Genomic DNA, 18,519 nt, shown 5'->3' on the forward strand with positions numbered 1-18,519 from the left:
ATTAATTACGTAAGGCCTTCAACACCCGTTGTCCGGCGCGGCCATCTACGGGCATGCCCACTTTAGCCTGAAAATCACTGATCGCCTTGCGCGATACCGCACCGATCAAGCCATCGACTTCGCCGACGTCATACCCGCGTTTGATCAACAGCTGCTGAATCTCGCGACGCTCCGCACGACTTGTGCCCGCATCCTCCGTAGGCCAAGGAGTCTTGAATACGCCCCCGCCCCCAATACGGTCTGCTAAGTGCGCAATCGACAAGCCATAGGATTCCGCCGCGTTATAGCTATAGATTGCGTCGAAATTACGGAACACTAAAAACGCTGGTCCTTTCGGGCCTGACGGTAACAATAAAGCGGCTTGCGTTGTATCCGTTACACCGGCAGCCTTAGCGCGAGATGCATCAATAGGCTTGATGCCTGCAGCGGTCCATTGCGACAAAGGCTGCTTGGTGCGTCGACCCGACGGGCCGGCGTAGTCCGCCGGGATCTTGACCTCGTAACCCCAGGCCTGGCCCTTTACCCAACCCGCCTTTTGCAGGAAGTTAGCTGTTGAGCCCAAGGCATCCGGAACAGAGTTCACGATGTCACGCTTACCATCACCATCAAAATCAACGGCTAACCGTTGATAGGTCGTAGGCATGAACTGAGTCTGACCAAACGCCCCAGCCCAAGAGCCCACCAACACCTCAGGCGCAATATCGCCGCTCTGCAAGATACGCAACGTAGCGAGGAGCTCGCCCTTAAAAAAGGCCTGACGCTTATTTGCACATACTAGCGTAACGAGCGAACGCACAAGCTCACGCTTGCCTTGTATACGACCATAATTGGATTCAACACCCCACACCGCCACGATGATGCGTGCATCGACACCATACTGTTGCTCGGCCCGCTGCAACACTTCGGACCATTTTTTTTGCATGGCACGACCATCGTCGACCCGCTCCTGATCAACCAGGCCAGCGACATAATCCCAAATCGCGGTACGGAACTCCGGCTGAAAATCAAACGCCTTCAGCACATCTGGATCGGACTCAACACCCTTAGTTGCGCTATCAAAGGTTTTAGCGGTGATCCCTTGTGCAAGGACCTCTTTACGCAAGCCCGCCACACAGGCGTCTACATTCTGTCCGTGGCTCAGGCCAGACCATAGACCCAGCACACTCAATAGCCCTGCGGCAACAGCTTTAGTAAGAAAGGTTTGCATGGGTGCTATCGCAGTCTGCCTCATCAAATTTCGCCTCTTCAATTTCACCTCTGCATTACCCGCGACGCATTTTTGCCATCAACGCCGTCACATCCGACGCAGAATGCTTTTCAAGTGAAAGCAATACTTGCAGCAGTTGCTCAACGACAGTGGGGTCTTGTCCCTCAGCATTGTGACGATACTTCGCGATGATGTCCTCGTCCGAAGCTGGGTTCTCTGGCTCACCTTTGGCAAGCGGCACGTCAACGTTATACGTGGCACCTTTTGTTGTCTTCAAGACAATCGAGGCGCCGCGACTAGCTGGATAGGCCTTCGCCCATTTATCGTCAAGCGTCGCATTGATACGGTTTGCCAAGCCCTGAATCTCTTTGTTGGCCACCACCGATTGCACGTAGCGATCTTCACCCACATCGCCATAATAGGCAGCCATTGCGACCGAGTACGCCAGACTAAATTTCGCACCTTCGGCTGAGTCAGGGATTTCCTTTGCACCACAGAAACTAATCGCAACAGGATAGGTTGCGATATCAACCGATTCAATGTCTGCAAACGTAAGTTGCTGCTTACGCATGATTTCTTGCACGCCATCCACGGTGGGATGTACGTGACGACAGGCCGCATGCAGTTTGATGTACTGATCATGCAAATAGAAATGAGACCCGAGGCCTTCAAATAGCGCATCAAGTTTGACTTCATCGGCCATGGCCTTGAACAAACCCTTTTGGCCCTCAAGCGCCGTCACGGGTCCGTTCGCGCCACGCTTAGCCAAGTCTACCGACAGCACGCCCGCCATCGCCGCTTTACCCGGATGCAAGGGCTTGACCATCGCGCCTTCGGTCAAGATCTGCAACAAACCAGCACCTTGCAGCGCTGCGATCGACATCGCGCTCGCCATCTGCTCTTTGTTCAAACCGCCAAGCACACCACAGGCGGCCGCAGCACCCAACACACCTAGAGTTCCCGTCGTATGAAAGCCGCGACTCAAGTGCGAAGGATTCATCGCCTTGGAAATACGGTTGACAATCTCATAGCCCATAATGACCGATAGCAAGAGTGACTGGCCACTCGCCTTGTTGGCTTCGGCGTACGCTAAGGCAGCGGGGATGACAGCTACACCCGCGTGCACTCCACCGAAACGATAGCCATCGTCCATGTCGAGCGCATGTCCACTCACGCCGTTACCTAGGGCAGCATGCAGTGCAGGAACTTTAGCTGTCGAGCCAAAGAGTGTGGCTTCAGGTTTGCCCTGGAGATCCGCCAGATACTCAATCATCATCTTCGGAAAGTCCATTTTTAGACCGGCGATCGCGACGCCGACTAAATCAATCATCAGGAGTTTGGACTTATGTACGACCTCAGGAGGAATCTGCTCAAATTTCCCTGCGCAGAAATAGTCTGCGAATGTTTGCAAAATAGTTTGTTCTTTGGTCGTCATCACAAGGCTTCCGAGATTCAGTTAGGCAAGAGAGTAAAGAGAGTTAACAATACAAAATTAGTTATTTGCTTGAATATTGGCGTCACGTGCCACTTTGCGCCATTTTTCAACTTCAGTTTTTACATAGGCCGCTGTCTGCTCTGGGCTATAGGGCATGGGCTCGGCGCCCTCCTTGGCAAACAACTCCTGCATATCTGCGTCTTGGCTCACGTCGCGAATCGCTTGATTCAAACGATTGACGATCACCGTAGGTGTTTTGGCGGGCGCGAACACGACCCACCAGACATCGACTTCATACCCTGGCATTAACTGCGCAGCAGGAGGTACATCGGGTAAGAATTTTGATTTCTCTAACGACGTGACAGCAATGGCCCTGACCTGTCCGGATTTGATCTGGCCCCCTACAGAGGCTAGGGTCGTGATCATGTAATCAATATTGCCGCCGATCATATTGACGAGCGATGCAGCGATGCCTTGATAGGGAACATGTAAGGCTTGTGTTCCGGAGATCGCCTTTAAGTATTCGACACTAAGTTGGCCAATGGAGCCAATGCCAGCAGAGCTGTAGTTCACCTTATTATTTTTATCTTTGGTCGCATCGAGTAATTGCTGCAAGGTCATATAGGGTGTTTTGTTACCCACGATCAAGACCATCGCACCTTTTGCAACCAGTGCGACGGGCTTGAACGATGTAACGGGATCAAACGGCAAGTTAGGCCTAACGGCCGCGTTTGTTGCGATCGAGGTCGATATCAATAACAGTGTTGAACCGTCTGGCTCCGACTTGGCAACCATATCTGAGCCAATACTGCCGCCTGCACCTGGCTTATTCTCGACCACCATCGTCACGCCAAGTTTGGTCGACAGCTTTTGCGCCAAGGCACGGGCATAGACGTCGTTACTACCACCCGGTGCGAAAGGCACGATCAGTTTGATCACTTTAGGTAGCGTAGGCTCTTGCGCAAAAGCCGGTTGCGCAAGCAGCCCGACGCAACCCATCACACCCGAAATCAACCAAACACAAAGGGTTTGTATCGATCGTCGCATTGCTGTCTCCCCAAAAGCACCGCACAAATTTATGTTTTCTTGGAAGCCGCCAATCTGGCAACAATTTCACTTTCGCTTGAGTTTATTCCTTTTCCGGACTCACCATAAAGAGATATGCTTTAGGTCTACCATCCCACCAACTAACCCATCCCGATGAAACACGTCCTCCTTCAAATATCCCTTCTTCTAGGCCTTGGCATCGCGAGCGCCCCTAGCCAAGCAGCCCAAGATTGCGTGGTAATTCTGATGCATGGCAAATGGGGCGGACCCAAGTCCCCCTACCTTAAGGTGCTCGCTGACAAAATCGAACCAACGTGCAAAGTTGAGCTTAGAGATATGCCATGGTCGCGTTTCCGCAATTACGACCAAACCTATGAAAACGCCTTGCGCGACATAGAGCAGGCGGTCAAACGGTATAGGGACGGCGGTTATAAAAAGGTACTCATTGCAGGGCAAAGCTTTGGCGCAAACGCTGCCATGGCCTACCAAGCCTATATTGGTGATGCAGACGGCATCATCGCCCTATCGCCAGGGCATGCACCGCAATATATGTATACCTCTGGCATTACCCAGCAGGCCATAAGCGATGCAAGACAGGCTGTGGCCTCTGGCAGTACCGACAAAACAATCAACATGACTGACTTTAACCAAGGCCAACGCAAGGATTTTCAAATAAGGGCGGATGTATTGCTGAGCTATTTCGAACCGGACGGCTTAGGCAATATGGCTCGCACCGCAGCAGAGTTCAAACGCCCTACTCCGTTCTTATGGGTGATCGGAACACACGATATTCTTTACCGCGAAGGCAAAGGGTATGCCTTCGACAAAGTCCCCAAGCTGCCTGGCAACAAGTATCTGGTGGTCAACGCCACCCACGCCACCGCCCCTGAGGTGGCTTCAGACCAGGTGGTGGAGTGGATAAAAGAAGTTTTGCGCTGAGTGCGTTATGCAGCACGTCTTAAGCGGCTTGGTGAATACGGCGCAGCGCGTTTATGGACGACCGTGATTGGAGATTTTTTCTTGGCTGGAGCACGCGCTATTGAGCGCGACGACACCTTGGCTTTTCTAACTACGGTTTTGAGGGGGACATCAACAATTTTTAAATCTAAAGAGCCACCTGTTGCTCGAGCTAACTTCACCATCGTTTCAATCGTCATATTCGTGTCACCCCGAAAAATTTTAGTAATGTAGGCTGGGCTTGAGCCAATCAGGCGAGCGAGGTCTGCATAACTAAGCCCAACCTCTCTTCTACGCGACTCAAGAGCCAGGGAGAATTCAATTTTGAGCTTCTCTGCAACATAACTATCCGAACTTTGTGCTTTACGGATAAAGCTCTCGACAGTATTACCGCGTTCCATTTGTATCCACCTCTAAAGTATTGCGCCTAACTGCCTGCTCGTATCTATTGCGAATATTGATGGCTTTTTGAATTGATAATCGATCTACTTTTTGTGTCTTCTTTCTTATACCGGTCGTGCAGACAACAAGCTGTTTTCCCTGCCCTCTAAAAAAGAAAAGCCTAAGGTCTCCTTTGACAAACTCAAAAATTTTATTTCGCTTATCCACTTCATGAAACCAGGCAGCGGGCAATTTACTTAGCCCTAGTTCAGCAGCCATTTGTAAAAAAACGACCAGTCCTTCACGGCTTGCAAGCGTACTTTTTCACCAAAAAACAGAAAATCCTCAGTAGGTGAGCGCTCATTTTCAACAAACGTCACGACCTGATGCTGGGCAGTGGCAGCAAAAATCCGCACTTTCAAAATATTAACCTATAAGTTAAATAAATTAACTAAAGATTGAAAGGATAGGATAAGAAAAGTTACGTGAATAGGTAGCTGACTTTGTCCAGGCGCTAAAACCGCCCCACCCGCCGCCACTAGACTGTCTGCACCTGCGACGCCGAGTGTCATCAAACTAGTCCGGTGGGTGATGGCGGGGCAGCGCGTTACGCGTACTCAACGAATATTTACTTTAATGTATGTAAATAAATCGGGATACAAAGCGCAATCACGCTCAGGCACATGGTTGCTACGCCGCCGCTGATCCAAACAATATACTTATGGGACGTACGTAAGACGGACACATCCGCTCGAAAGCTCAAGAACTCCTCTTTGCATTCGTTAACCGTCTTGGCCAAACCAGAGATTTCAGCAGACAACTTCACCTCGACCTCTGTGATCTTGGCTTCGATACGGTCAGTCTTGATTTCTAATTGATCGGTCTTCGCCTCAATCTGATTCATTTTGGCCTCAATACGATCCGTCTTGATTTCCAATTGATCGGTCTTTGCCGCGATACGATCGGTCTTTGCTTCAAGATGAAGAATCTGCTGCTTGACCTCTTGACGCAATTCTAAAAAGTCTGCCTTGGTCGCGTACTGTTTATGTTCCTCCTCGTATACGCTTTGCAACACAAACGCGTGCGCCTCTGCCTGATCACGCGGCACGCCCGCGTCAACCAGTCTAGTCGCATAGGAAAGAGAATTGAATGTACTCACTGACTGCTCCTAAAAACTGCAGGCAACATCACCTACAGCGAGCAGTCTGAAGCATTTCAATAAAGAAATAAATAGCTTCCGAGCAACTGTTGCACTCTTTTACAATATAGTCATACGTACGCAATATCCTTCAAAAAGCGATACATATTTCATGCAAACACACGGCATTGTTGAATCCGAAGCGCCCGGGCCAATCTCCAAGCCGGCTAACCTGGCTCCCGCTGGAACTACCGATACGCACTTTCATATCTTTGGGCCGACCGACCGCTACCCATTGAGCCCAAAGCGGCTCTACAACCCATGCTTATCTGATGTGCCAGCCTATCTAAAAATGGCCAGCACAGTCGGCATTGAGCGCATGGTGATTGTGCAGGCTAGCATTTACGGAACGGATAACAGCTGTTTGCTTGATTCAATTGCCGAGTTCGGACAACACCGCGCCCGGGGAATCGCGGTTGTGGATGCAAGCATCACGCCTGAACAATTAGCTGACATGCATACGCGTGGCGTGCGAGGCATTCGCTTCAACGCAATCACAGGCGTGACCCCACTAGAGTGGCTACCGAATATTGCAGAGATGATTGCGCCGCTAGGGTGGCATATTCAGCTTTGGATCAAAGCGGATAGGCTGCTTCAGATTGCAGACATGGTTCGCGCACTTCCCGTTGATGTCGTGCTGGATCACATGGCGCAGGTACCGATTGAGCGAGGACTCAACGATCCACAAGTCGCTTGCGCACTCAAACTTATGGAAAGTGAGAACTGTTGGATGAAACTAGTCGGCTATCGCATTTCTAAAGTGCCCTACCCTCACGGGGATGTTGACGCCTTTGCACAAAAAATCATCAACGTTGCGCCAGACCGTTGCCTGTGGGGCACCGACTGGCCGCACATTTATCTTGAGGGGAAGCCCATGCCCGATGCTGGGCAATTGCTTGATAGTCTTTATCGATGGTGCCCACCAGACGCGGCGAAGAAAATTCTGGTGGACAATGCAACCAAGCGTTACGGGTTTTAAAACAGAAATTTACTTTAATGTGTGCAAATAAATCGGGATGCAAAGCGCAATCACGCTCAAGCACATGGTTGCCACGCCCCCGCTGATCCAAACAATATACTTGTGCGATGTGCGTAAGACGGACACATCAGAGCGAAATCTCAAGAACTCATCTTTGCACTCATTAACCGTTTTAGTTAAGCCAGAGATTTCAGCAGACAACTTCACCTCTACCTCATTGATCTTAGCTTCGATTTGATTCGTCTTAGCTTCGATTTGATTCGTCTTAGCTTCGATCAGATTCGTCTTAGCTTCGATCAGATTCATTTTTGCTTCGATTCGATCAGTCTTAAGTTCGAGCTGATCGGTCTTGGCCTCAATCTGATTCATTTTGGCCTCGATGCGATCTGTCTTGATTTCTAATTGATCGGTCTTGGCCTCGATGCGGTCGGTCTTTACTTCAAGATGAAGAATCTGCTGTTTCACCTCTTGACGCAGTTCTAAAAAATCTGCCTTGGTCGCATACTGTTTATGTTCTTCATCATGGACGCTTTGCAGAACAAGCGCGTGGACTTCCGCCTGGTCACGCGGCACACCCGCGTCGACCAGTCTTGTCGCATATAAGAGAGAGTTGAATGTACTCACTGACTACCCCTGAAAGCTGTAGGCAACATCACCTACAGCGAGCAGTCTGAATCATTTCAATAAAGAAATAAATAGCTTCCGCGCAACTGTTGCACTCTTTTACAATTTCGCTCGTCTAGCGATGCCTTATAAGGCTGGGCACTGCAAATTGGCGCGCTCGTCACCAACCTAAGTCATTGAGGCAGAGCAGCCAATTTTGCTCGACCGTTGGCGCGTACATGTCGCATTGCAGTCATGCGCAATGTGTAGAACGCACGCAAATCCCCCTCCTCGTACCAATTCTTTAGGATTGCTGCCTCGAGGTCATCCAGCTCATTTAGGTAATGTTCGATTTCTTCACGCGTACGCGCCACCAACAGATCCCCTTCAATATCCCGCAGATCTTGAAAGTAGTCTCCTAGCAGCTTGTCTGAAGGGAAATTGCGCCAGTTCAGCACAGCCTTAAGCAACGGATATATCAACGCAAACAACGCTAAGGCAATAACCCAAACACGGTTGAACAGAGTAGCAATCCAAAGAGGGAAATAGTTAAAGACCGTGGGAATCCCACTTTCATAATACTGACTCGCGATCGGACTCAAAGGGATACTGCGATCGAGATAGGCGGGGAAGAAACCAGGCTTCGCAAAGAATGCTTGTTGCTCATTGCTGATTGCCTTCGCTGCCATCAAAAATAGCCATTGATGTACAGGGTGCATCTGTTTTTCAACCAGTAAGGTAATGCTCGTTGCGAGCAACTCTGTATCGGCAGGAGGGAAAACATCTTTAATACTGACTGCACCGCGAGGGAGCTGTACCTTTTCAAGAAAGGGTAGCTTCTTTATATAGGCATCGATCAAACTAAAGTTAAAAATCTTCACATCCGGAAGCGTTAATATCGACTGGACTGTTGGAGAGTTGATGTCATCTACTACGAACACGGCCTCTAGCTTCTTCTCTGCAAAATCACTCGCTGCTTGCTGGTGCGGAATTTCAATGAAATTCGGCTGATTTGTATCTTGAATACCATGTAGCCCTAGCATTGCGCGCCAGATCTTATTTGTGTTGGTATCTCGCATACCCACTGCGATTCGCATTTTCCTCAGTCGCTCAATTGCATCTGGGCCTGAGAGCTCAGATCCTCGATAAATCAACCATACAGGCGAATACTGCAAACTACCCAACGAGACTAAATCCGGATAGTCGACTTCCTTTGCACTACCCGCAGTCAAGAACGATGCATTAACCGGGGATTTTTCATCAGTCAGTTTTAAAAAGCCCTGATCCAGCCCAGGCGTGGGTACCATCACAAGTTCAAAGCCATTTTTTGCAAAGAAATCGGCGAACTTTTGCGACAGTACATGGTACGAGGATCCTGGTTGTCCGGTGGCAATGTATGCCTTCTTAGGCGGCATCGGATCAACATAAAAAAACAGCACGACTAAAGCAATTAATACGAGTGGCGTGAGCATTCCGTAGTAGCGGATCACATACCGCCAACCAAGCAGCTCACGCCAAAAGTCTCTTCGGAAGTAATCAAAAAAATCTGGCCATACGGTATCCGTTTCTGGTCGCTTTTTAATCGCCATGGCTCATCTTCTTTTATGCTGAAACTTCAATTGAAAAACTCAGGATTGTTGTGCAAACGTTGCTGCAAGAACGCTTTAATCGCGATCGATTGAATAGATAAGCGCCGCGGACCTCAACTTTCCTTTGAACGAATACAAACGCTCATTATCATCACGCGTGATCGCCTTCGGCATCTGAGTGGAACTCAAGACAGCTTGATCGCCAAACACACCCTCCAAAGTCACCCAACAGCCAGAATACAGCTCAACAAATGATGCACCGTCGTCCGTTTCAAGATCAAACAAATCCCTGTCCTTCGCTTTTGTCTTACGCAGATGCATCCTGAGACTATGATGAATCTCGACCCGACTGCTGCTTATATTCATCCCGTCCTCGACAGGCAGCGTAATCTGAAGACGTTTTAAACTGATGTGGGAGTTCGTTACATCGAATGCGTCATCAGCAGAATGAAAAGACCTGACCTCAGAGATATTCCACTCAGCTTTCCCTACCCCCAACACTGAGAACCCATCAACGTCATCAGTTCGCTGAGCCCGCTTAGTGCGTTTCGAAGGAGTTGGATCATCTGGTCGACCTAAGTAGTAGGTCGCAATCAGTTTCGCAGTGAAACTAGACAACGGGTTTCTTCGGTTCGTTTTGACTGAAACACCGTCTTTGCTTGCATGACTGTAGTTACCCAGAAACCACACGCCACCGTTGTTAGCCAACTTCACTGGTTTATAGGTTTGTGTGCAAGCTCGTACATAAAGGCGATCTGCAACGAGGATCGAGCCTTGATCAAAAATCAACGTCGAGCGACGCACACAACTTTTCGGAAACTCACCATTAACGAGCAATATGGTCGTATTGTCTTGAACGGTTAGCCTAACGCCTTTCTCAACACGAACCTCGCCCTCAATCACGTAAATTTTATTGCTATGCAAAGTACGTGTCTGCTTGATATTACGGCTAATCACCTCAACAACAGACTTCATGTGAGCGCTTCTCTAAAAAACCTTGTTATACAGCATACGAAAGAAACGACATCGCAAAAGCTGTCTTAGCAAGGCTTTCTCTAAGCATATTACCGCTGTAGTGGATTACCCATCGCGGCGTTTGCCTCAGAAGCTTTGGCAGGGCCGCGTAAAAAGCGCGCGACGGCTACTGCAACCAAGACACCAATCAGAGACCCGCAGGGGTAGACCCAATACGTTGAAAGATCGCCGCGAGCGAAGTCGGGACCAAACGCACGGGCAGGATTGAACGCAGCCCCATCGAAGGGACCGCCCATGGTTCCCCAGGCCATCACATACGCACCGACTGCTAACGGCACCGAGCTTCCGTCCAGTTTCGGGCCGTTTGTCATCCCAAGTACTAACAACACCATGCCAAACGTTAGGATTGCTTCAAAAATGACAGCCTGAAGCAACATACCAGGCTGCGGCGAAGTTGCTGCCAAGTTTCCACCTGTACCGAACAGGTACGCAGCCATGCAGGACCCAGCAGCAGCAGCAACCATTTGTACCGCAATGTAAGCCACTGCCATCGGGACACTGATATCGCCACGCAAACAAAAACCAAGCGTCATAGCGGGATTGAAGTGCGACGAGATATCGCCCAGAAAAAATACGGCAGCCACCAACCATAGCGCAGCCACCGTCGACAAAATGAATGCAAATTGGTAAGGTGCGAGCGATCCACCACCATACCCAGCAAGAATCGCTGCGCCACCTGACAGCACAAACGTCAAACCAGAGGTGCCGATAAATTCCGAGACCAATCGTCTGGCACGGTGGTCATTGCTCTCCCAGTCTGCAGAGAACCGTTCACCAACCTGCTGCCGCAGTGCTTGCTGACCCGTAAGATTTTCTTGCTTATTTGCATTCATCTTTCCACTCCAATTATGACTTTGCAGGCACGTCTGCCGAACCAGGTTTAGTCATATTAATTGGAACGACAACACGGTCGAACAAGGCCTCATCAACACCATTGGCAAGCGCAGCTTGTTTTAGCGTCAAGTTGTGGTCAATCGCGTAGTGTGAAATAACCGATGCTTTGTCGTAACCAATCACAGGCGACAGCGCCGTCACCATCATGACCGAACGGTCAATATTTGATTTGAGCTGCGCTTCATTCACGACCGCACCTTCGACCATAAACTCACGGAAGTGATCACACATATCAGCCATGATCAACGCTGAGTGCAAGTAGTTATTGATGATGATTGGACGGAAAGCGTTCAGTTCGAAGTTACCTTCGGAACCACCCATTTGTACGGCAACATCCGAGCCCATGATTTCAATACAGACCATCAACATCGCCTCGGCCTGTGTGGGATTGACCTTGCCTGGCATGATCGAAGAACCAGGCTCATTAGATGGGAATGTCATTTCCATCAAACCTGTGCGTGGACCCGAGCCGAGCCAACGCATGTCATTGGCAATTTTGTACAACGATACGGCCGCACCCTTAAGCCCAGCGTGCGCACGCACCATACGATCAAGCGTGCCTTGCGCAGTGAATTTGTTCGTGGCAGTCTTAATGGCAAAACCTGTCAGCTGAGACAACTCCGCAGCGACCGCGTCACCGAAACCAACGGGTGAGTTCAAACCTGTACCCACCGCAGTGCCGCCCATCGCGACCTGCAGTAACCCCTCAGTGACGTACTCAACGTTTGCAATCGAATCATCCAACGCACCCACATAACCAGACCATTCCTGTCCGACTGTCAGCGGAGTTGCATCTTCCAAATGCGTACGACCGATCTTGACGATGTTCGCCCACTGTTTCGACTTGGCATCCAAGGCATCACGCAAACGCTTAAGGGCAGGAATCGTTTTTTCTGTTGCCATTTTGTAGGCAGCGATGTGCATCGCAGTCGGGAACGTGTCGTTACTCGACTGACCCATGTTCACATGGTCATTCGGGTGAATGGGCTCTTGCGCACCCAGCGTGCCGCCGACTAACTGAATACAACGATTGGAAATCACCTCGTTTACGTTCATGTTTGATTGCGTACCCGAACCCGTCTGCCAAACGTAGAGGGGGAACTCGCTGTCCAACTTACCGCTAATCGCTTCATCTGCCACTTGCTGAATCAACTGACCTTTCCAAGGCGGCAGACGGCCCGCTTTCGTATTCACGATGGCCGCTGCTTTTTTAACGAAGCCGTAGGCGTGATAGACCTCTTTGGGCATCTTGTCATGACCGATATTGAAGTGGATCAGGCTGCGCTGCGTTTGCGCTCCCCAATAGTGGTTGGCTGGCACATCAACTTTGCCGATGCTGTCGAATTCTTGACGCATTCCCGTCGCTGACAGGCCGATCGGTAGATTGAGAATTTTTGGGGTGGATTGCGTCGCCATGAGGCCTCAAGAGTTACTTCGCTGAAGGGGAAATTCTTTACTCATTAGGATGCTACCTTGAAAGCTAAATAAAAAATAGCTTGAAAAGTTGTGCTTACTTTTGGTGCAAAATAAATCTTAGCTATTAGAATGGAAAATCGCAAATAAACAGCAAATCCGCCACCCCATGCCGTTAAAAAAGAAAAAGCCCGCTGCCGACTCCCTAGCAAAGCTAAAGCCGATCACACAGCGCACCGTTAAGGTTGTGCGAGACGAAAGTTATGCCTGGTCGCATTTTTTTCGCCAAGAATGGCTGCCGATCATAAGCCTGCTCATGGGAGTGTGTCTGCTCGTTTTTTTCTGGGAGCCCATTCCACCTAAAGTTGTCGGAATCGCAGTCGGGCGCGAAGGCACTTCCGATGGAATTTATGGCGAGAAATTGGTCGCGTTTTTTGCCAAACACGGGGTCAAACTTAACATTACCTACACCGAGGGCGGCAAGCAACCTATCGCCGCAATGCATCGCGAACGTTCAATTAAAAGTGCACTCATACTAGGTGGGCTCTATAAAAAAAATGAAATCGATGACAACGCGATTTCCCTTGGCAGTTCACAATACGAACCTTTGTGGTTGTTTTATCGAGGAGATGCTGTCACCGTTGAACAACCTATCGTTCACTTTGCAACAACCTCGGGCATTGCGATTGGCGAACCTGGCTCAGGTTCTAACGCGATCATTCAGAAAATCCTGGCGTCTGGCAGGCCCAACGCAACCTCCCCTTACAAGCTATTAGAGTGGCCCTACCTTAAATCGTTTGAGGCGCTACTGGCTGGCGAGATTAATGCCCTGAGCGTCGTAGATGGCATTGACTCACCCATCATCAAGAGGCTGCTGGCCGATCCAAACATACATCTTGCAAACTTTCCCCTTGCCCCAGCGTATGTCAAACACATCCCCCAGCTCGACGTTGTTTCGGTGCCGCGCGGCTCTTTCACGAGCAATCCGATTTTTCCTGCCACTGACATCAGTATGGTCTCAACAAGTTTGACACTTATTGTTGAAAAGGACTTGCACCCCGCACTGCAGCTTTTGTTCTTGATGGCGATGGATGATTTAAGTGACTCGCGAGATCAGTTTTTTGCCAAACAAGATGAGTTCCCCTCTTACAAAGACAGCAATATCCCGCTAGCGCCAATTGCAAAACAGTATTTCACCAATGGCGCACCGGCCGTCTTGCATTACGTCGGCTTTAGGGTCGCTAGCCTAGCCGATCGGATCTGGTTTTTTATCTTAAGTGCCTTAGCGATTTTGTATCCCCTCTACCGACTCATTCCGAACTTTCGTTCCACGCTTGGTCAAATAAAAGCCGACGATGCAGAAGACATGCTGTACGACATACAAGCGCGGTTTATGCATGCAGAAAACAACGTAGAGTTTGATGCCGTCACACATGACTTCATCCGACTACAACATGAGGTCGACACATGGATACCGCGCCTCAGCGTGTCGCACTACTACAAAGTCGTTCGGTCGATCGAGTACGTAAAAAGGGTCGCACTAGAACGCAAGGCACTCCTTAACTCTCGCCAGGCTTCTGGTCAGACGCAATGATTGTTATGCATATCCTGCTATCGCACGGTCTTAGCATCCTGACCAAACAATATCGCCTTTGCTTTCTCATCCACCGTCGGTGAAACATTAATCGACTTAGCAATTTCATAGGCCGTTTTCGTGGCCGCTCGGCTTTTAACGCGGACAAACCAAGCCTCCACCGCTGGGAAAATCTTGAGATCTTGACGTTGCCGCTCGTGTGGAACGATCCACGGGTAAGCCGCCATGTCTGCAATCGAATATTCGCCACAAATGTAGTCGCGGCCGTCGGACAATCGCTTGTTCAGCACACCATACAAACGAGAGGTTTCCTTGACGTAGCGCTCGATCGCGTAGGGCAACTGCTCCGGTGCGTACTGTACAAAATGGTGATTTTGACCCGCCATCGGACCCAAGCCACCCATCTGCCAGAATAGCCATTGCAGACAATCATTTCTGCCGTGCAAATCCTGGGGAATGAATCGTTTAGTCTTATCCGCCAAATACAGAAGAATCGCACCAGACTCAAAAATACTCAAGGGCGCACCGCCGCCCGCTGGAGCATGATCGACGATTGCCGGTATGCGATTGTTTGGCGCAACCTTTAAGAAATCAGCAGCAAACTGCTCGCCCTTGCTGATATTGATCGGCTTGATTGTGTAGGCGAGCCCGCACTCCTCCAAGAACATCGTAATTTTATGCCCGTTGGGGGTCGTCCAATAATAAAGGTCAATCATTTTTGTTTTCCGTTATTGTGCGTTCGAAAGGAGTTTTGCATAAAACCGGTCATCAAAACCACATGCAGCAGTCTTAAACCATGGTTTAAGACCAAATCCTGTTGTATAACCACGCCATACTCACTAATCCGGAGAAACACATGCGCTTTATTTCTTCCACCACTCGTGCACTCATTGCAGGTGCCGCTTTGGCCGCTACATTTGTTGGCACAGCCTCTGCACAGTCAGACTACCCAAATCGCTCCGTGTCTGTCGTGGTTCCTCAGGCAACAGGTGGCGCGAACGACACCATTGCACGCATTGTGGCCGCCAAGTTAAGCGAAGTGCTTGGCCAACAATTTGTTGTAGAAAACCGTCCGGGTGCAGGCGGCAATATTGGCACCGCGGCCACGGCTAAAGCTAAGCCTGATGGCTACACCCTTTTGTTGACGACCAACAGCACGCAAGTGATCAATCCCTGGCTGTACAAGACGACAGGCTTTGATCCACTCAAGGACTTCACTCCCGTGGGTCTAGTTGCAAGTGCTGGCTATGTATTGGTGGTCAACTCCGCTTTTCCTGCGAACAACGTGTCTGAGCTGATCGCACAAGCCAAAGCAAATCCAGGCAAGATCAACTACGCCTCAGCAGGCAATGGCACACTCAACCATTTGATCGTTGAGATGTTTAAGCAGAAAGTCGGCATTGATATGCAACATGTACCGTACAAAGGTGCTGCGGCGGCCGCTACAGACGTAGCCGGTGGTCAAGTGCCCGTCTCCGTCCAGAGCGCGCCCTCTTCGTTGTCTTTACTCGCCTCAGGAAAAATCAAAGCCTTAGCAGTCACCAACGAAAAGCGCATTGCTGCGCTACCCAATACACCCTCCATTAGCGAAAGCATTCCCGGTTTCGGCTCAACGCCTTGGTATGGCATCTTGGCTCCAGCTGGCACACCAGCGGCGATCGTTGACAAACTCAATGCCGCGATCAAAACCGCCTTGGCAGATAAGGACGTTCAAGACAAGCTAATCAAGCAAGGCTGCGAAGCGATGCAAAACACCCCTCAACAGTTCGCCGCCCTGCTCAAAGATGATCTCGCGACCTGGGAAAAGATCGTTAAAGACTCTGGCGCACGGGTAGACTAAGCGCCATCTTCACCTCAGAGGTTTCCCAGCAAGGGAGCCTCTGAACCGGCCTGTCCTGTCGTGTCAGATCCACGCCATGACAACAATCATCACAGCTCGTCAAGCGTGATCTTCGCATCCGCAATAACTTTTGACCACGCTGCTGTGTCATCTGCCATTCGTTTTACAAACTCAGCGGGCGTTCCGCCGACGGCATCAATTCCCATTCCTGCGAGCTGCTCGCGGATCTTCGGATTATTGAGCGCCGCATTAAATGCAGCGTTTACTTTGTCAACGATCGGTGCGGGCAATCCTGCTGGTCCGAGTACACCAAACCAAGTCAACGAAACAAACCCAGGTAACTGCTCTGAAATGGCAGGCAAATTGGGCACAAGTGGTGAGCGCTCAGCCGATGACACGCCTAGCGCACGAGCCTTGCCATCCCGCACATGAGGGTAGCCAGACGAGAAGCTATCAAATATTACGTCGAGGCGACCGGCTAGCAAATCCGGCACTGCTAGCGCTGTACCTTTGTAAGGGACATGCGTCATCTTGGTTCCAGACAAAGCCTGAAAACGTTCACCAGACAAGTGAGGAATCCCGCCAATCCCAGCGGAGCCGTAGTTCAGTTTTCCGGGATTAGCTTTGGCAAGTGCGATGAACTCAGAAACCGTTGTGGCTTTGGAGCTCAAGGGTACGATCATGATCGAGGGCGAATGCACCAGATAAATGATCGGCGTAAAGCTTTTCACCGGCGAATAAGGTGTCTTTGGATTGAGCAGTGGACCAATCACATGCGTGCTGTTGGTAGTCATCAGCAATGTGTAACCATCAGGCTCTGCCTTCGAAGCGAGATCGGCACCAATCACCCCTGCGGCACCAGCACGATTTTCAATCACGACTGTCTGTCCAAGTCGTTGCGAAACTTCCTGAACAAACAAACGCGCCACGTTATCAGTGCCACCAGCAGGCGGGAAAGGGACAATCAACTTGATTGGCCGATTGGGGTAGTCTTGAGCAAAGGCTGCTGAAGAAAAAGTCGAGAGAGTCGCTAGCAGTAAAGTAAAAATCAGTTTCATTTGCCTATCAATCCGCTTTAAGATTCAAAAGATCCGCCTAAATAGATCATCACCACGCTCGGCACTTTACCTGCGTGAGTCCAATCGCCAACTAATTTATCATTCTAGAAAATCACCATGCAGACTTCTGTGAACGCGCAGTTTCATCAAGCACGCTCAGCCACACCAACGCCTATTTTCACACGCCAGACCATACTGAACAACCCTGGGTTTGGGAAACACTACTCTGACCATATGGTCGCAATCGACTGGGACGTAAGCCAAGGGTGGCATGACCACAGAGCTATTCCCTACGCACCGCTCACCCTAGATCCAGCCTCGCTTGTATTACATTACGCACAAGCTGTCTTCGAGGGGCTCAAAGCCTATCAACATCCAGACGGCTCGATTTGGACCTTTAGGCCTGAGCTAAACGCACAACGTTTCATCAATAGTGCTGAGCGACTTGGACTACCCGAGCTACCACAAGACTTATTTGTTCAGTCGTTAAAAGAGCTGGTACAGCTCGATAAGGAGTGGGTGCCCAACACCCCAGAAAGCAGCCTCTACTTTCGCCCGTTTATGATCGCAAACGAGACTTTCTTGGGCGTGCGCGGTGCGGATAAGGTTGCCTACTACGTCATTGGTAGCCCTGCGGGGCCCTACTTTGCCAGCGGTGTTTCACCAGTACCGATTTGGGTATCAACCCAGCGTACCCGGGCAGCCAAAGGCGGCACCGGCTATGCCAAATGCGCAGGCAACTATGCGGGTTCACTCGCCCCCTTAAATGAAGCGCGCCGGAACGGTTGTCCACAGGTGCTCTTCCTCGATGCTGAGCACGGCCAATATCTCGAAGAGCTTGGCGGCATGAACATTTTTGTTGTCCTTAAAAACGGAACACTTGTCACGCCCGCGTTGTCAGACAGTATTTTGCCCGGCGTAACAAGAGCAAGCGTCATTGCGCTTGCTCGGGCCTCTGGACATGACGTCCAAGAGCGTTTGGTTAGCCTAAACGAAGTACGCGATGGTCTGGCGAGCGGGCAAGTTACAGAAATTTTTGCCTGTGGAACAGCAGCATTAATTTTCCCGATCAACGCACTAAAAAGCGATCAGTTCAACTATCGCCTCGACGCTCAAGCTGCCGGCCCCATCACGCTAAGTCTACGCAAGCAACTCATCGATATCCAATATGGCTTGGTACCAGATACGAACAAATGGATGGTGAGGCTAGCGTGACCCATTGACGGTAGCGTTTGTCCCGTGTTAGTTTGGATTGCGTAAAAAAATTCAACAATCGCGGTGTAAGGAGG

18 protein-coding genes are annotated in these 18,519 nt (G+C 50.1%); 5 read left to right on the forward strand and 13 right to left on the reverse strand.

All coding sequences use genetic code 11. The features are described 5' to 3' along the window. Position 1: 1 nt before the first annotated feature. Genes KZZ10_RS10455 through KZZ10_RS10465 form a run of 3 tightly spaced genes read right to left on the reverse strand, consistent with a single transcriptional unit; the run spans position 2 to position 3,689 of the window. Positions 2–1,207 (reverse strand): lytic murein transglycosylase, encoded by a 1,206-nt coding sequence (locus KZZ10_RS10455; RefSeq protein WP_259661459.1) that lies wholly within the window; start codon positions 1,205–1,207, stop codon positions 2–4. A 55-nt stretch (positions 1,208–1,262) separates the two neighbouring features. Further along, on the reverse strand, positions 1,263–2,642 hold the full coding sequence (locus KZZ10_RS10460) for an MmgE/PrpD family protein (protein ID WP_259661460.1): 1,380 nt from the start codon (positions 2,640–2,642) through the stop codon (positions 1,263–1,265). 57 nt (positions 2,643–2,699) lie between these two features. Beyond that, entirely contained in the window at positions 2,700–3,689 is a 990-nt protein-coding gene (locus KZZ10_RS10465; RefSeq protein WP_259661461.1) for a tripartite tricarboxylate transporter substrate binding protein, read from the reverse strand. 153 nt (positions 3,690–3,842) lie between these two features. Between KZZ10_RS10465 and KZZ10_RS10470 the strand changes: the two genes are divergently transcribed. After that, a complete protein-coding gene (locus KZZ10_RS10470) occupies positions 3,843–4,628 on the forward strand; it encodes an alpha/beta fold hydrolase (RefSeq protein WP_259661462.1) in 786 nt (261 codons plus the stop codon). Between the two features lie 5 nt (positions 4,629–4,633). On the opposite strand, the gene KZZ10_RS10475 is transcribed toward KZZ10_RS10470, so the two are convergent. From KZZ10_RS10475 to KZZ10_RS10485, 3 genes are all read right to left on the reverse strand, one after another. Continuing rightward, entirely contained in the window at positions 4,634–5,047 is a 414-nt protein-coding gene (locus tag KZZ10_RS10475) for a helix-turn-helix domain-containing protein (RefSeq protein ID WP_259661463.1), read from the reverse strand. Next, positions 5,034–5,306: a type II toxin-antitoxin system RelE/ParE family toxin gene (locus tag KZZ10_RS10480; RefSeq protein WP_259661464.1), complete on the reverse strand. Its 273-nt coding sequence runs from the start codon at positions 5,304–5,306 to the stop codon at positions 5,034–5,036. The genes KZZ10_RS10475 and KZZ10_RS10480 overlap by 14 nt, the downstream gene beginning before the upstream one ends. A gap of 349 nt (positions 5,307–5,655) precedes the next feature. After that, positions 5,656–6,186, reverse strand: a complete 531-nt coding sequence (locus tag KZZ10_RS10485) for a hypothetical protein (RefSeq protein WP_259661465.1) — start codon at positions 6,184–6,186, stop codon at positions 5,656–5,658. Positions 6,187–6,337: 151 nt separating this feature from the next. Between KZZ10_RS10485 and KZZ10_RS10490 the strand changes: the two genes are divergently transcribed. Continuing rightward, complete coding sequence (locus KZZ10_RS10490) at positions 6,338–7,204, forward strand: amidohydrolase family protein (RefSeq protein ID WP_259661466.1); 867 nt, start codon at positions 6,338–6,340, stop codon at positions 7,202–7,204. A gap of 9 nt (positions 7,205–7,213) precedes the next feature. On the opposite strand, the gene KZZ10_RS10495 is transcribed toward KZZ10_RS10490, so the two are convergent. The 5 genes from KZZ10_RS10495 to KZZ10_RS10515 all read right to left on the reverse strand — a co-directional run bounded on the left by KZZ10_RS10495 (position 7,214) and on the right by KZZ10_RS10515 (position 12,741). Beyond that, complete coding sequence (locus tag KZZ10_RS10495) at positions 7,214–7,828, reverse strand: hypothetical protein (RefSeq protein WP_259661467.1); 615 nt, start codon at positions 7,826–7,828, stop codon at positions 7,214–7,216. A 173-nt stretch (positions 7,829–8,001) separates the two neighbouring features. Continuing rightward, positions 8,002–9,396, reverse strand: coding sequence for a TAXI family TRAP transporter solute-binding subunit (locus KZZ10_RS10500; protein ID WP_259661468.1), 1,395 nt, complete (start codon positions 9,394–9,396; stop codon positions 8,002–8,004). Positions 9,397–9,471: 75 nt separating this feature from the next. Next, positions 9,472–10,371 carry a hypothetical protein gene (locus KZZ10_RS10505; protein ID WP_259661469.1) on the reverse strand — a complete coding sequence of 300 codons (900 nt, stop codon included), beginning with the start codon at positions 10,369–10,371 and terminating at the stop codon, positions 9,472–9,474. Positions 10,372–10,460: 89 nt separating this feature from the next. Next, a complete protein-coding gene (locus KZZ10_RS10510) occupies positions 10,461–11,264 on the reverse strand; it encodes an MIP/aquaporin family protein (protein ID WP_259661470.1) in 804 nt (267 codons plus the stop codon). A 13-nt stretch (positions 11,265–11,277) separates the two neighbouring features. Continuing rightward, positions 11,278–12,741, reverse strand: a complete 1,464-nt coding sequence (locus KZZ10_RS10515; RefSeq protein WP_259661471.1) for a class II fumarate hydratase — start codon at positions 12,739–12,741, stop codon at positions 11,278–11,280. 166 nt (positions 12,742–12,907) lie between these two features. Between KZZ10_RS10515 and KZZ10_RS10520 the strand changes: the two genes are divergently transcribed. After that, positions 12,908–14,332, forward strand: coding sequence for a TAXI family TRAP transporter solute-binding subunit (locus tag KZZ10_RS10520; protein ID WP_259661472.1), 1,425 nt, complete (start codon positions 12,908–12,910; stop codon positions 14,330–14,332). Positions 14,333–14,349: 17 nt separating this feature from the next. Here KZZ10_RS10520 and KZZ10_RS10525 read toward each other — a convergent pair whose 3' ends face one another. Further along, positions 14,350–15,048, reverse strand: a complete 699-nt coding sequence (locus KZZ10_RS10525) for a glutathione binding-like protein (RefSeq protein WP_259661473.1) — start codon at positions 15,046–15,048, stop codon at positions 14,350–14,352. 140 nt (positions 15,049–15,188) lie between these two features. On the opposite strand from KZZ10_RS10525, the gene KZZ10_RS10530 reads away from it, so the two are divergent. Further along, on the forward strand, positions 15,189–16,172 hold the full coding sequence (locus KZZ10_RS10530) for a Bug family tripartite tricarboxylate transporter substrate binding protein (protein WP_259661474.1): 984 nt from the start codon (positions 15,189–15,191) through the stop codon (positions 16,170–16,172). 89 nt (positions 16,173–16,261) lie between these two features. On the opposite strand, the gene KZZ10_RS10535 is transcribed toward KZZ10_RS10530, so the two are convergent. Beyond that, on the reverse strand, positions 16,262–17,230 hold the full coding sequence (locus KZZ10_RS10535) for a Bug family tripartite tricarboxylate transporter substrate binding protein (protein ID WP_259661475.1): 969 nt from the start codon (positions 17,228–17,230) through the stop codon (positions 16,262–16,264). A 117-nt stretch (positions 17,231–17,347) separates the two neighbouring features. On the opposite strand from KZZ10_RS10535, the gene KZZ10_RS10540 reads away from it, so the two are divergent. Then, positions 17,348–18,445 (forward strand): branched-chain amino acid aminotransferase, encoded by a 1,098-nt coding sequence (locus KZZ10_RS10540; RefSeq protein ID WP_259661476.1) that lies wholly within the window; start codon positions 17,348–17,350, stop codon positions 18,443–18,445. The last annotated feature ends 74 nt before the right edge of the window (positions 18,446–18,519 follow it).

The organism is Zwartia hollandica (assembly GCF_019923725.1).
GTDB classification, from domain to species: domain Bacteria; phylum Pseudomonadota; class Gammaproteobacteria; order Burkholderiales; family Burkholderiaceae_B; genus Zwartia; species Zwartia hollandica.